At 37.4% G+C, this 14,602-nt stretch carries 10 protein-coding genes; 5 read left to right on the top strand and 5 right to left on the bottom strand.

The window, feature by feature from the left end; all coding sequences use genetic code 11:
- Window positions 1–43: 43 nt before the first annotated feature.
- A complete protein-coding gene (gene aspS, locus QM524_RS22750) occupies window positions 44–1,807 on the top strand; it encodes an aspartate--tRNA ligase (protein ID WP_283346376.1) in 1,764 nt (587 codons plus the stop codon).
- A 72-nt stretch (window positions 1,808–1,879) separates the two neighbouring features.
- Here aspS and QM524_RS22745 read toward each other — a convergent pair whose 3' ends face one another.
- Complete coding sequence (locus QM524_RS22745; RefSeq protein ID WP_283346375.1) at window positions 1,880–3,820, bottom strand: PEP/pyruvate-binding domain-containing protein; 1,941 nt, start codon at window positions 3,818–3,820, stop codon at window positions 1,880–1,882.
- Window positions 3,821–4,047: 227 nt separating this feature from the next.
- Window positions 4,048–5,187 (bottom strand): 2-isopropylmalate synthase, encoded by a 1,140-nt coding sequence (locus tag QM524_RS22740; RefSeq protein ID WP_095161231.1) that lies wholly within the window; start codon window positions 5,185–5,187, stop codon window positions 4,048–4,050.
- 541 nt (window positions 5,188–5,728) lie between these two features.
- On the opposite strand from QM524_RS22740, the gene QM524_RS22735 reads away from it, so the two are divergent.
- Window positions 5,729–7,507 (top strand): ABC transporter ATP-binding protein, encoded by a 1,779-nt coding sequence (locus tag QM524_RS22735; protein ID WP_283346374.1) that lies wholly within the window; start codon window positions 5,729–5,731, stop codon window positions 7,505–7,507.
- A 13-nt stretch (window positions 7,508–7,520) separates the two neighbouring features.
- On the opposite strand, the gene QM524_RS22730 is transcribed toward QM524_RS22735, so the two are convergent.
- Together QM524_RS22730 and QM524_RS22725 are read right to left on the bottom strand one after the other, a co-directional pair.
- Window positions 7,521–8,387, bottom strand: a complete 867-nt coding sequence (locus QM524_RS22730; protein WP_283346373.1) for an AraC family transcriptional regulator — start codon at window positions 8,385–8,387, stop codon at window positions 7,521–7,523.
- A gap of 41 nt (window positions 8,388–8,428) precedes the next feature.
- On the bottom strand, window positions 8,429–11,302 hold the full coding sequence (locus tag QM524_RS22725; protein WP_283346372.1) for a putative LPS assembly protein LptD: 2,874 nt from the start codon (window positions 11,300–11,302) through the stop codon (window positions 8,429–8,431).
- Between the two features lie 141 nt (window positions 11,303–11,443).
- On the opposite strand from QM524_RS22725, the gene QM524_RS22720 reads away from it, so the two are divergent.
- Together QM524_RS22720 and QM524_RS22715 are read left to right on the top strand one after the other, a co-directional pair.
- Window positions 11,444–12,259: an N-acetylmuramoyl-L-alanine amidase family protein gene (locus QM524_RS22720; protein ID WP_095161228.1), complete on the top strand. Its 816-nt coding sequence runs from the start codon at window positions 11,444–11,446 to the stop codon at window positions 12,257–12,259.
- A gap of 126 nt (window positions 12,260–12,385) precedes the next feature.
- On the top strand, window positions 12,386–13,336 hold the full coding sequence (locus tag QM524_RS22715; protein ID WP_283346371.1) for an MlaD family protein: 951 nt from the start codon (window positions 12,386–12,388) through the stop codon (window positions 13,334–13,336).
- Window positions 13,337–13,528: 192 nt separating this feature from the next.
- Here the strand turns inward: QM524_RS22715 and QM524_RS22710 are convergent, their stop codons facing one another.
- The gene (locus QM524_RS22710) at window positions 13,529–13,996 is read right to left on the bottom strand and encodes an Lrp/AsnC family transcriptional regulator (RefSeq protein ID WP_095161226.1); all 468 of its coding nucleotides are present in this window, start codon (window positions 13,994–13,996) and stop codon (window positions 13,529–13,531) included.
- A 213-nt stretch (window positions 13,997–14,209) separates the two neighbouring features.
- Here QM524_RS22710 and QM524_RS22705 point away from each other — a divergent pair, with 213 nt between their 5' ends.
- Complete coding sequence (locus QM524_RS22705; RefSeq protein WP_095161225.1) at window positions 14,210–14,530, top strand: hypothetical protein; 321 nt, start codon at window positions 14,210–14,212, stop codon at window positions 14,528–14,530.
- Window positions 14,531–14,602 lie beyond the last annotated feature (72 nt).

The raw sequence follows: 14,602 nt of genomic DNA, 5'->3' as shown, positions 1-14,602 counted from the left end.
AAGAGATTACATAGACGGACAATACCGTCCGTATCAAAAACTTATGTTAAGAACTCATAACAACGGCGAACTTCGTATCGCTAACGTAAACGAAATCGTAACGCTTTGTGGATGGGTACAACGTACTCGTGACAAAGGTGGTATGATTTGGATTGACCTCCGTGACCGCTATGGTATTACCCAATTGATGTTAGAAGAGGGTAAAACGCCAAAAGAAGCCATCGAAACTGCTCGTTCACTTGGACGTGAATTTGTGATTTCGGTGACAGGAACTGTAGTTGAGCGTCTTTCGAAAAATGATAAATTACCTACTGGAGATATTGAAGTAAAGGTAACAGAGTTAAGCATTTTGAACCCTGCTAAACTTCCTCCATTCTTAATTGAAGATGAAACAGATGGTGGCGATGATATTCGTATGAAATATCGTTACCTAGATTTACGTCGTAATCCTGTTCGCCAGAACTTGATTTTGCGTCATAAAATGGCTCAAGAAGTACGCTCGTACCTCGACAAGCAAGGATTTATCGAAGTAGAAACGCCTGTTTTGATTAAATCTACGCCAGAAGGTGCACGTGACTTTGTAGTTCCATCACGTATGAACCCAGGCGAATTTTATGCTTTGCCTCAGTCGCCACAAACATTTAAGCAGCTTTTGATGGTTTCGGGTTTTGACCGTTACTTCCAAATCGTAAAATGTTTCCGTGACGAAGACTTACGTGCAGACCGTCAGCCTGAGTTTACTCAAATCGACTGCGAAATGTCATTTATCGAGCAAGAAGATATTCTTCAAATGTTCGAAGGTTTGATTCGTCAATTATTCCAAAACTTGAAAGGGCTTGAAATCAACGAAATTCCTCGTATGACGTATGCTCATGCCATGAAATATTATGGTTCTGACAAACCAGATATTCGTTTTGGTATGGAGTTTTATGAGTTGAAAAGCGAAGAAGTTGATTTAACTTCTGATAAAAACTTCCCAGTATTCGATGCTGCATCAGTAGTTGTAGGTATCAATGCAAAAGGTTGCGCTGAATACACTCGTAAGCAAGTAGACGAATTAACTGATTTTGTAAAACGTCCTCAAATCGGCGCTAAAGGCTTGATTTATGTACGTTACAATGCTGACGGTTCAATCAAATCTTCGGTAGATAAATTCTATTCGGAAGAGGATTTGAAAAAATGGATTGAAGCAGCCAATGCACAACCAGGCGATTTATTGTTGATTTTGTGTGGCGATGGCGACAAACCAAGAAAGCAATTAAACGAATTGCGTTTGGAAATGGGTAACCGTTTGGGCTTGCGTAATCCTAACGAATACTCTGTACACTGGGTTGTAGACTTCCCATTGTTGGAGCATAGCGAAGAAGAAAATCGTTGGTTTGCCATGCACCACCCATTCACGTCTCCTAAGCCAGAAGATATCGACTTCTTGAAATCAGGTGATTTAGGTAAAATTCGTGCCAATGCTTACGATATGGTTATCAACGGTGTTGAAGTTGGTGGTGGTTCTATTCGTATTTTCCAAAAAGACCTTCAAGCTAAAATGTTTGAAACACTTGGATTCTCTGACGAGGAAGCAAAACACCAGTTTGGTTTCTTGATGGATGCCTTCGAATACGGTGCTCCTCCTCACGGTGGTTTGGCCTTTGGTTTCGACCGTCTTTGCTCATTGTTTGGTGGTTCAGACTCAATTCGTGACTTTATCGCCTTCCCGAAAAACAACTCAGGACGCGATGTAATGATTGACTCTCCATCTACAATTGATGCAAAACAATTGGATGAATTAAAAATCAAAACTATTGTATAGTTTTGATTTCTTGAAATAAACAAAAACGGCAAAGAATAGCTCTTTGCCGTTTTTGTTATTTATACCAATACTTTACTCAGGCAAAATATGATTACGTAATAATCGAGCCTGTTTGAAATACAAGAAGTATTGCCCATCGGTATTTTTAACCACTTTAAATTCAATATCAGTACTGTAAAGCTGCTTATCGCCTGATTCTTTCTGACGATTCATTAAGGCTTGGTGTACTTTTATAGCATTAATTCTCAAGACTTTTAGCAGTAAAGAAGCTTGTTCGTTTCCAATAAATACCTTGCCGATATTTGAATGGCTTTTTATTGAGCTCACCACACCATTTTGTCCTACTAGGAAAGCCTCTGGTTTATCATTTTTCTTTGGATTTGCTACTTCATTTTCTCCGGGCTGGGTATTGACTAATACATCTACATTTCCACTCTTTTCGTGTGGCGTTACTAAAATCACCCCATTGGCAAATTCATCAACAAAGGCTGGACTTACCAAAATAGCCATTGCCACTTTCTTATGATCTATTCCAAAATATTCGCGCTCCTCAAATGCTTCATCATTCCACAAAGAAGCATAGACCTTTGTGATTTTTTCGGCTAAAACTTTATCGTTATCAGCTACATTAAACCCTTTGGAAGTATATAACCCAGCGCCATTGAATTGGGGTAAATCTTCACAATTGGTAGAACTACGTAGTTTTACTTTTTTTCCTGCAAAATACTTATTCAATACCCCGCGCAGAGATTCGAGCATGGCCGCACTTGGTGTACTTTTGATAATCACATTGCGAATTCGAGCAAGCGCTTTTTGTTTTTCAGACTTATTTAAAGTGCTTTTTTTACTCAGAAAAAAGTTAATTTCTTTATCAGCTCCTTGTGTTAATAAATCCATATACGGCTTAAAACCAATCGCATAAGCAGGCAAAACATATTCTTCGCCTAATAACTCATGAATCAAAGCATAATTATTGGCTTTGGCACCAATTAAGTTGACTTTCTGATATTGCTTAAAATGTTTATTGAGCGGAATGGTAGACTCAAACGTTAATTCAGGATTGGGAATATTTACTTTTTGAGGTTGATTATTTTTCCAAAATTTTGCCGCATAATCTGACGTAACAGTTTTGATAATCAGCTTCTGGAATTTTGGATTTATTTCTACTATTTGACCAATTTTTGCCTTTAACTCTGGCCAAGCCGAAAGGCTTGTCAATGAAATATTAAGCGTTTTGCGGTTTTTGGCTAAAAGGTTTACATGCGAAAGTGGCGTTTGGGGTTCGAGCGTAATAATACCCGCTAATGGTGGCACTCTTTCTGGAATATGTTCAAAAATTGCAATATCTTGTGGAGTCAGCTTTACCATTTCTTTCTCATTTTTGACATGCACTAACCGTCCCACTGCTACAACCTCATTGAGCACCTCGATTTTAAATCCATCAAAATGCTTGATAAGATTCATCGGCACAGCGGTATTGAACTGGTGTTTTTTGAGAAAAGGCTCTAATACCTGCTGACTCAAAATATGCTTTTCTTTGGTATTGACTATCACCAAAGGCTTTCCCTTAAACTGCTTGTAAGTAGCTGATATTAGTTGGGTAAGCTTTATGATATCATTTGCCATTACGGCAGGAGTATCGTCATAAGAATAATCTTCAACTCTTACAGCATAAGTATATTTCTGTGCCCCTACTGCATAGGGTTTCGCACTGAGGTCATACACAAAAAAAGGAAGATATTGGCGGTTTTTTGAGGTTGAAGCCAATGTTTTAAACTGTTTAAAATCAATGGCTCGACCAAGCTTTTTATTGACAAACTCGGCATGCCCACGGGTTTCTTTGGGGTCATAGATATACACCTTGGGGGAGGTATGCCAGTCTACAGCTACGCCAGTCCAAGCTGGTAATGCGCCATAAGCTAAAAACTTATATTTACTAATATCCTGAGCTGGCACGTCAATAAGCATCAAGCTCAATAAAATGGTAAACAGATAAGATAGTGACTTTGACATAATCTTCAAATTTGATTTAATGATTGGGATCGAGTTTTGAGTTTAAGAAGTATTTTTTGAGGCTTATCATTTATGCTTTGAATATACGTCAAGAAATTGAGTGAACACTCAATTATTCTATGTTTTCACTTAAAAATTATCTAATGGTCAATAAAGAAAAAAGGTCTTTATGACAAACAAAATGTTTATCACAAAGACCTTTTTCCCGTATCTTAAAGTAGGTTGTTTTAGCCTACCAATTCTTTCAAATCTTCGTCGTTTAATTGCTTACGCTCATCGGCCATCAACAAGAAACGTGTGTACAATTTGTCAAGTTCTGGTTTTTCGAAAGCAAAACCTAATAATTGCAAACGGTGACGCAAAGCAGCACGACCCGAACGAGAAGTCAAAACGATGGCTGAAGAAGGCACACCTACATCTTCAGGATTCATGATTTCGTAGTTTTGTGCATGCTTCAAGAAACCATCTTGGTGAATACCCGACGAGTGAGCAAAAGCATTAGCACCAACTACTGCTTTGTTTGCCTGTACTGGCATACCCATCAAGTTAGAAACCATCAATGAAGTTGGGTACAAAAATTTAGGGTTGATACCTGTTTCGAAACCTAAACCTTTATGTACGTTCAAAATCATAGCAACTTCTTCCAATGAAGTATTACCAGCTCTTTCACCGATACCGTTGATGGTAACCTCTACCTGACGAGCACCTGCTTGGATACCTGCAATGGTATTAGCAGTAGCTAAACCCAAGTCGTTGTGGTTGTGCATCGAGATCGTAGCTTGGTGAATATTCGAAACATTTTCGAATAAGTAGCTAATACGCTCATGCATTTGGTTTGGCAACAAATAACCCGTTGTATCTGGCAAGTTTACTACTGTAGCACCTGCGGCAATAACAGCTTCTGTCAATTGAGCCAAAAATGCTAAATCTGCACGACCCGCATCTTCTGCAAAAAACTCTACATCTTCAACAAAGCTTTTAGCATATTTTACTGCCCAAACACCTTGTTCGATGATTTTTTCACGAGTTGAATTAAATTTATACTGAATGTGTACATCCGAAGAACCGATACCCGTGTGGATACGTGGTCTTTTGGCATGTTTCAAAGCAGCCGCAGCAGCATCAATATCCTCTTTTTTAGCACGAGTCAAACCACAAACTGTGGCATTCTTCACGAGTTTCGCGATTTCCTCTACAGAACGGAAATCACCTGGAGATGAAATTGGAAAACCAGCTTCAATAATATCTACCCCAAGTAATTCTAATTGTTCAGCAACCTGCAATTTTTCTTCTGTGTTCAATTGACAGCCCGGAACTTGCTCGCCATCACGCAATGTTGTGTCGAATATTTGAATTCTTTGACTCATGACTTTTTAAAGGGATTGATGATTTGTTAAATGTTGTTTCTTGGTTACAAAATAGTCGTTGCAATGGGTATAAAAAAACCTTTCCTCAGTTGGTTGTGAGAAAAGGCTTCGATTTGCACAAAAGAACCTTGTCTCACTAATCAGCGAGGAGCTTAATGATGATAAAAGATTTATTTGTGCTATTATTTTCCATATATCAAAGCTATGTAAAATTATTGACTATACAAAAATCTGGTTTGTAAGGAAGGATAAAAAAGATTGGATTTTCAATTATTTTAAAGAATAAAATCCTATTATACATGCCATATTGGCTATCTTTTTAGAATAAAATTCTAAAAAGATTATTATTAAAAACTATTCTTTATGTAAAAATAAGATTTTTTTTCGATTCTTAACTTTTTTATTATCTCAAACTTATTCAGAATTCATTCTTTTTTTGAAACTTTACTTTTTCAATAAAAATTGTATTTTATTAAGATTTCAAAAATAAAGGAGCGAAAACCAAAGCACTTATCACTTTAGATTTCCTTCCTCTATCATTATGGCAAACAATCCTTATATTTCTCTTTTAAAAATTGCATGGCAATATGCTCGACAAGAAAAAAAACGCTTCTTGTTGGTATATGCGCTCTTTATTGTCGCAAACATTATTTTTTCTCTCAATCCTATCTGGTACGGTTGGTTTATCGACAAAATCCAGCTCAAAGGTGTGGATGTGCTAAAAGACACATGGATTTATGGGATAGGCTTTTTGCTATTGCGCTTTGTAGAATGGACTTTTCATGGTACAGCACGCGTAATGGAACGCAGTTTGGCTTTTAATCTTAGCCGTAACTTTCTGCATGAGCTTTATCATCAAACGCTACATTTGCCTGTAAAGTGGCACCAAGATAATCATAGCGGTGCGACGATCAACCGTATTCGTAAAGCATATGAAGCCCTAAAGACTTTTTTTCAGGATGGCTTTATGTATTTGCATGCCTTTTCCAAATTCTTCTTTTCATTCATTGCGATGCTTTACTTTTCGCCTTTGTTTGGTGCCATTGGAGTGCTTTTGGGCATTTTTACCATTTGGGTCATTGCACAGTTTGATAAACCTTTTATTAAAGCACTTGACGAAACCAATGAGCGTGAGCACGTAGTATCCTCCACGCTTTTTGATAGTCTTTCAAATATTATTACTGTCATTACACTTCGTTTGGAAAAACAAATGGAGCAAAGTTTAAGCGACAAAATCAAACATGTTTTTGCGCCCTTCCGTAAGCAGGTGGTCATCAACGAATGGAAATGGTTTGTGGCAGATATGCTTGTGGGATTGATTTATGTTGTAATTACGGTAGGTTATGTTTATCAAAATTGGGAAGTTGGTAAAGTGTTTATGGTAGGAGGTTTAGTAACATTATTAGGATATGTCAACAACTTTACGAGTGTCTTTCATGATGTGGCTTGGCTTTATACCCAAATTATTCAGCATAATACTGATGTGCAAACAGCTCGTACTATTTCGCAGGCATATCGCAAACATCATCGTCCTGAAGAGGAAGAAAGCCTTCCAGCAAACTGGTCTGCCCTGACTATTTCTAACCTAAATTTTTCACATCAAGAAAATTATAGTCTGGAAAATACATCTCAGGCACTACATCAACTCAAAATTCAAATCAACAAAGGAAAACGTATTGCTTTTATTGGAGAAAGTGGCTCTGGAAAAAGTACGCTTTTGGCTTTGCTTCGTGGACTGTATGAACCCGAAAAAGGTGTTCAAATAGACTTAGACGGTAAGACAAAAGATGATATTGGTATCTTGGCCGAAACGGTTACGCTATTTCCACAAGAACCAGAAATTTTTGAGAATACCATCGAATACAATATCACTTTGGGCTTGCCATTTGAAGAGTCAGATATTTTGCAAGTTTGCGATGTAGCCCAGTTTACCGACGTGATCAAGCAATTGCCCAATGGCTTACAGTCCAATATTCAAGAAAAGGGTGTAAACCTTTCGGGTGGACAAAAACAGCGCCTGGCATTAGCACGAGGGGTATTGGCAGCTCGTAGTTCGCAAATCATACTCCTCGACGAACCAACAAGTAGCGTTGACCCTAAAACGGAAGTTTTGATTTATCAGCAGTTATTCAAAGAGTTTGAAGGAAAAGCTGTGCTATCAACTTTGCATCGCCTGCATCTGTTGAGCCAGTTTGATTATGTATATATCCTCGAAAAAGGACATATTGTAGGAGAAGGAAGTTTTGAGTATCTACTTGAAAATAGCCCTATTTTCCAAGAACTATGGAAGCACCAGAAAGAAAGCCAACGAATTTCGTAGGTTAGTTAGTTAGTTAGTTTCTTTCTACTTCTTTATAATGACTTGGCGTAACGTGGTATTTCTCTTTGAAGGCTTTGATAAAATGAGAAACACTCTCGTAGCCAATTTCCATACTAATTTCAGAAACGTTCATGCCCGTATTTTCTAGCAAAAGTCGGGCATGTTCCAACCTTTTGTTTTTAAGCCAAAGTGCTGGTGAAGTTTGAAATTGCTTCTGAAAATCTCTCTTAAATGCCGATAAGCTTCTTCCTGAAAGTCTCGAAAGTTCCTCCATCGACAAAGGTTTGAGATAATAGCTATCCATCAAAAACTCCAAATCGGCTTTTTCTCCTTTGTAAATATTGTAAACAATCGACTTGAGCTTGCCAGTAGGGTCTATCTCGAGCAAATGCAATAGTAACTCTTGAAGCTTTAGGTTCAGAAAGTGATTCAGATATTGTGTTTCGAGATGAAAATAAGGGAAAATTGAGTCGATATATTTCTCCAAACTTTCATTAATACCAAACACCAATAAACCTTGATTGGGATCTGGTTCGACTAGAGAATTTTCTTGAAAAAGGCTCAAGTGTCCTGCGACAAATTCTTTGAGTAGCTTTTCGTTAAAGAAGAAAACCAAACTTCGATATTGCTTATTGATAGCTTCCTGCATGGTATAATAACCACGAGGAATGAATACCACATTGCCTTTTTTGACACGAATATCTTGTTCGGGCGTAACAAACTTCTTTTCACCCTCAAGCACAAATATCAAGGCGTGCTCCTCAAAAAACACCTCATTTCTAAGAGGCGGATCCTGATTCCGATAGGCAACAAAAGTCATATCCTTAATTTTTAAGGACTGAAACTCTCCTGCATGTATGAAAGAAGGAACACGTATCATAAGAAAAAGAAGCCGTTGCATGCAACGGCTTTATGTGTATTTTAGAAACCTCCACTATCGTAGAACGAACGACGACGAGAGAGCTTGAGTTCTTGTAATAAGGACGATTTCACACGTAAGTCGAATGAGTAGCTACTAGCACGACCATACAACGGACTGGCGGCTGGTGTCCAGTTAAACTGCATTTCCCAACAGTGTAAATCGCGATGGATACTGATATTGGTCAATGATACTCCTTTATTAATAAAGTCATAACCTGACTGAACTTTAAAATCCCATTTTTCGGTCATCTTCACACTACCAGAGAAGGTGACTGCGCTAACTGTTACGGCAGGTGCTAAACCGCGTTTAGCATAGTTGTATTGATAACTAAACTGAAACTCCCAAGGCACACTCCAGTCTACATAAGAATCGATATTGCGATTGATTTGCTTCATTTGTCCCTCTGTACCACTAGTGCTGGTTTTAGGCTTATTCCCTCCAGGCTTAAAGCTTTTACCTATCGACATATTAAAGGCGGAAAGATTGGCTAGCCCTTTTCCTCTAGAAAACATATATTCATCCAACTGCTCACCGACTGAGCCATAGTTGGAATTGACTTGATATACATAAGGGTCGAGCGTACCGCCGATATTAATATCAAATTTTTTGACTCTCGAAGTTGCCCCAAAAGATACTGGAGCTAATTTGTACTTGGTAGCAAAAAAGTTATAGTTGGTGGATAACGAAAGGTTATCGATAATAGTAATTTTTTCAAACTCTTTCGCAGCCGTGTCAGACTTTGCTTTTACTTTTGCTTCTATCGTATTGTTTAAACTAAAGTTAATACCTCCCGATCTACTTCCGACATTTGTTAATGTTGGATTAAATGCAGATATTCTGAGTGTATCTTTTTTCCCAGTACTACTATTTGTTAACACTACGTCTTGATAAAACCCATACTTTGTGTCAGTGAAATCTGGAGTGTAGCTCACACTAACCGATGGTGTCATTACGTGACGAATACCAGCCAAACGTCCAAAGTTTTTGAAGTTTATTGTTCCGTACAAACGAGTGTTCATACTCATGGTAAATGCGTATTGGTAGTCTATAAATGACCCATTTGTCGTATCTATTTTCACAGCTCCAAGTCTTCTTAATGAATCTGAGGTAGCAAAGTTGTTAAAATTCAAGAATTTGTAACTATACTTTCGAGTATAAACATTTCCTGATAGGCTCATCCCAGGTGTAAGGTTGATATAGCGACCAAGTTTGATATTCGGCAAAGAAATAGGGATGGAATACTGCATTTTCGTTTGCCCCTTACTCAAGATAGTACCTAAATTGTCAAAATTGAAACCAATAACCCCATCTCTTTCCAAATTTGTTGAAGTGGAATTAGTAATAGGTACAGGTTTATTAAGATCTGTATCTGTAGGGTCAACCCTACGATATACAGTATAAGGAAGCGACAAATACGAACGGTTGTCTAGTGCCACTTTGTTGGTAATACTTGTAGAGCCTGTAAAATCTAAGCCAAAACGGAATTGATCCATAAATCTTTCTGTTACAGCCTTTTTCTTTTTAAATGGTTGTATTTGATTTAGACCAAAGTTGTAATTAATGGCAGAAGTAATCTCTTTGGTTGTGGTATTCTGCGAGATGTTCATACTTGCCCCTGTACGAATCGTCTGTCCAAAACTTTTAGAGTATTGTACCGATGAGTTAGTCGCATTGGAGGTATAGTTAGAGGTAACAAAGCTATTGTATTGGTTATAGCTATTACTCACAACATTGACCGATGCAGAGAAACTCGAATTACCTCTACTTTGTGGCGAGTGCGACCATTGAATAGAAAAGTCATTACGAACTGTAGGGTCAAGGGTCGATTCGTCAGAACTAATTCCTTTACGGTATTGTACGTTAAAATTACCACTATAACGGTATCTTTTCACATATTGAGAATTGGCTCCAAGTCCCCAACTACCATTACCATAAATTTCACCTGTAGCTCTTACACCAATATTGGGACTAAGCGCAAAATAATACCCACCATCACGCAAGTAAAAACCACGACCTGAGGGTTCTTCGCCATAAGTAGGCATCAAAATCCCCGAAGTACCTGACTCCTGTGGCGGGCGATACGGAAAAAATCCAAAAGGTAAACCTATTGGTAAAGGAATATTGTTTAGCTCAAGATGGAAAGGACCTGCTACAATTTCTTTTTTCCCTACAATTTTAATTTTAGAGGCATTGATGTGGAAGTGTGGTTGTGCCAAATTACAGGTTGTATAAATGGCATTTCGGATATATAGGTTATCCTCATCATCCTTTTTTACCTTTTTCCCTTGTACATAGCCTTCTCCTTGCTGAGTAACAATCCCTTGAATTAGGGCTTTTCTTGACTTAAAATTATACTTGATTTCATCGGCATTGTATTCGTCATTTCCCTGCTTAAATACAGGCTTACCTTTCACTTTTTTGGTAGTAGAATCCATCGTTCCGTTAGCGTCTACTTGATTAATGGCCCAATTAAGTTTGATAAAGTCTGCTTGCAAGGAAATATTCCCATACGTTACTTTGGCATCCCCATAAAGATACACGATTTGTTTTTCGGTATCCATAATGGTCGAATCTTGTGCTGTGTACTGTACAGTCGTTTCTAGTTCATCTTGCTTTTTGAGCGAATCAGGAACAGTTTTTGCACCTTTCTTTCCTAAAGAATCAAGATTGTTTTTACGCAAAGTATCCACTGGCAAAACTTTGGTAGAAGTTGCAGTGGTTTTGGTAGATTTGCTGTTGTCTTTGCCTTTGAGAAGTCTTTGTGCATTTGCCGAATACGCAAAACCTAGTACGAACATCGTACCGATTAAGAGTAGGACTTTTTTTGAAAGACTTAAAAAATTATATTTGCCTGTTCTATAGGAATTATCCATTGTATAGGACGAGTTCTAGTAAATTATTGGAAAATAAAGCATTCTTAACTTTAATGCCTTCCAATTTTATCAATTCAAAAAAGATTTAAAATACAAAATTACTTTATATAACGTTCTTGTTTACGAACCAGCCTGAAAATAATGTTAAACTTTCTTAAAGGTTTCTCTCTAATACTAATGATCGGTGGTTTAACTGGCTTCAGTTTGCCACAAATAGAGTCTATGCCTGACTCTATTGCAGTTACATCGGCTAGTACCAATATTCGTACCATTGTACTAGATGCAGGTCACGGCGGCAAAGACCCTGGCTGTTCGGGGCCATCGGGTGTACGAGAAAAAAATATAGCTTTAAAAATCGTATTGGCTCTTGGCAAAAAAATCAAAGAAGAATACCCCAACATTAAAGTATATTACACCCGTCAGACCGATGTATTTGTAAATTTGCACGAGCGCTCAGCCATTGCTAATCGTAATAGGGCTAACCTTTTTATCTCTGTTCATTGTAATTCACATCCTTCCAAAAAATTCAAAGGAACTGAAACATATACGATGGGGTTACATAAAACAGGAGAAAACCTAGATGTCGCCAAAAGGGAAAACTCAGTAATTTTGCAAGAAAAGGATTATAGAAAGACCTATAATGGTTTTGACCCTAACTCTCCATTGGCTCATATCATGATGGCAAATTATCAAAGTGCCTTTATGAATAATAGTCTTAAATTTGCTCAAAAAATCGAACGTCAGTTCAAAAGATATAGCGACCGCACAAGTTATGGCGTAAAACAAGCAGGTTTTTTAGTTTTGTGGGAAACGGCTATGCCAAGTGTATTGGTGGAAGTCGGTTTCTTAACAAACCCCAACGAGGAAGATTATCTCTCTTCTTCTGACGGTCAGGATGAGGTAGCTAAATCTATTTTCAGAGCTTTTAAGTCTTACAAAGAAGAAATTGAAAACTAAGCTGGTGGAAAAACGCTTTTCCATTGTCATTGCTTTATAATACTCACATTAAAGAGTTTGGTCTAAGCTCTTATTTAGTAAATAGTGGTTTTCATAAAATCACGCTCTTTACCATTTCTTACATCAATGAATATATCAAAAGAAGCGAAAGTCGGTATTTTAGCTGTAATCTCATTTACAGCGCTCTATCTTGGTTTTAATTTTCTGAAGGGTTCTTCATTTTTCTCTTCAGAAAAAACATATTATGTTACATTCAACGACGTACAAGGCCTAGTTCCTTCTAGCCAAGTGGCTTTGAGCGGTCTTAAGGTTGGGATTGTAAAAGACGTAATACTACAAGATAATGCTCAACATTCAATCCAAGTAATATTAAGTATCCGCAAAGATCTAATCTTACCACAAGGTACTAAAGCTATTTTAGCCTCCGATGGTTTATTGGGCGGAAAGCTCATTCGCTTAGAAATGGGAAAAGGTTCTGCTATTGCTGATGGAGGCCAACTAAAAGGTACTTTGGAAACAGGTCTGACGGACGTCCTCAAGGAAAAAGCATTACCTGCACTTTCGCACGTAGACTCTTTATTGATTACCCTCAAAACTGTAGTAGCAGGCTTCCAATCTACTTCAGCAGCGTTAAATATATTACTCAAAAACTCTAATTCTACCATTACGACGCTTGGCACTTCTATGAATAGCACTATTGCCGAAAATCGTTCGAATCTTAATGGCATCACTGGAAACTTGAAAACACTTTCAGGAAATTTAGTAGAAACAGAAAAGCAGTTTAAGCCTCTTTTAGGGAAGTTCAACAAAATGGCTGACTCACTAAACGCACTCAAAATCAATCAAGCGTTGGCTAGTACACAAAAGTCTTTGGATGATTTGCAAAAAGTAATGGCAGGTATTCAGGCAGGTCAAGGAAGTCTTGGAAAAATATTGAAAGATGACTCGTTATATACCAATCTCAACAAAACTATGGTTGATTTGGATAAACTCCTCATTGACTTCCGCTTGGCACCAAAACGCTATGTTAACATTTCAGTTTTTGGCAAAAAAACACCTCCACCAGCGGTGAAGTAGTGATGAGTAGTGAGTTTTGAGTACGGAATGTTCTAAGAATTTTAAACTATTACAGATTTAGGATTTCGGAAATAAAGAAAAATACCTTTGTTTTTTACAAAATATAGAAGCTTATACTTCCGAAATCCCAAATCCAATATTCGAAATTGTTTTTATAATACTTTGCACTCAAAACTCACAATTCATCACTTATTAGACTTGTATCGGAACGGGCGTTTGGCTTTTGATTTCGTTTACGACAAACCTACTTTGCGCATTTCCGATATTGGCCAATGTTGCCAATTTATGTAAGATAAACTGACGATATTCGTCCATATCTTTTACCAATACCTTCAGTAAAAAATCCGCTCCTCCCGAAATACAATAACATTCTACTACCTCTGGTAGCAACAGTACATCGCGCTCAAACTGTGCCAAATATTCTGCGGCATGCTCTTTTAGTGTCACATCGACTAACACCACCAGTCCTTTTCCCAATTTAGACTTATTGAGAATAGCCGTGTATTTCTCGATTATTCCATCTTGCTCAAGACGTTTGATACGCTCATGAACGGGCGTTGTTGTCAAATTAAGCTTTGCGGCAATCTCTTTATTGGTCATCAAAGCATCCTCTTGCAACAATTTTAATATCCTTAAATCTGTATTATCTAACGAAGCCATAGAATAAAAATCTTTTTTGAGATTAAATCACCACCTTTATAATAAAAATAATCCACAAATATTCAACATAAAAGAATCATAATCTAATATAATTATAAATATTGGACTATAGTTCTTTATTTTATAAATTTGATAAAATTTAATGCTAAAACCAAAATCGTAAAATCGATTATAAGCGTTAGTAATTATGTAATCATAAACAATTATAAGCTTATGGAAACTTACCTTCTCACACTCGGCTTTCAGGACAACGATTTCACTGTTCATTTACTGATGAACACGCTTCAAAAATATTTTGAAGAAGTCCAATTTATTGAATTAAGCAACCGTGAAGAAGTCTCACGATACCGTAAGTTACGCCTTGTTGTCAATGCAGATTGGAATAGCTTATTGAACGCCTCCAAACATTTAGAAAAAATTAGCGCTGTATTTGAAATTCAAATTATGGATCTAAGCTCTGGCGACACTCCAAGCTTATGTGGTATATATCGTAAACAAAGAAACCCGACAAATTATTACCGCACAGCGGCATAATCACTTTTGGTGATATCAACATAAACAGGCATAAAGGTGTATTCTGCTCCTTTATGCCTATTTTTTTACCCA

This window comes from Flectobacillus roseus (assembly GCF_030056595.1).
GTDB lineage: Bacteria > Bacteroidota > Bacteroidia > Cytophagales > Spirosomataceae > Flectobacillus > Flectobacillus roseus.
This window is presented reverse-complemented; position numbering and strand designations above follow the sequence as displayed.

Coding starts and splice junctions, on each gene's coding strand:
- QM524_RS22725 (WP_283346372.1), bottom strand. CDS start 11,302: ATGGATAATTCCTATAGAACAGGCAAATATAATTTTTTAAGTCTTTCA.
- aspS (WP_283346376.1), top strand. CDS start 44: ATGTTAAGAACTCATAACAACGGCGAACTTCGTATCGCTAACGTAAAC.
- QM524_RS22710 (WP_095161226.1), bottom strand. CDS start 13,996: ATGGCTTCGTTAGATAATACAGATTTAAGGATATTAAAATTGTTGCAA.
- QM524_RS22720 (WP_095161228.1), top strand. CDS start 11,444: ATGTTAAACTTTCTTAAAGGTTTCTCTCTAATACTAATGATCGGTGGT.
- QM524_RS22740 (WP_095161231.1), bottom strand. CDS start 5,187: ATGAGTCAAAGAATTCAAATATTCGACACAACATTGCGTGATGGCGAG.
- QM524_RS22715 (WP_283346371.1), top strand. CDS start 12,386: ATGAATATATCAAAAGAAGCGAAAGTCGGTATTTTAGCTGTAATCTCA.
- QM524_RS22730 (WP_283346373.1), bottom strand. CDS start 8,387: ATGATACGTGTTCCTTCTTTCATACATGCAGGAGAGTTTCAGTCCTTA.
- QM524_RS22745 (WP_283346375.1), bottom strand. CDS start 3,820: ATGTCAAAGTCACTATCTTATCTGTTTACCATTTTATTGAGCTTGATG.
- QM524_RS22735 (WP_283346374.1), top strand. CDS start 5,729: ATGGCAAACAATCCTTATATTTCTCTTTTAAAAATTGCATGGCAATAT.
- QM524_RS22705 (WP_095161225.1), top strand. CDS start 14,210: ATGGAAACTTACCTTCTCACACTCGGCTTTCAGGACAACGATTTCACT.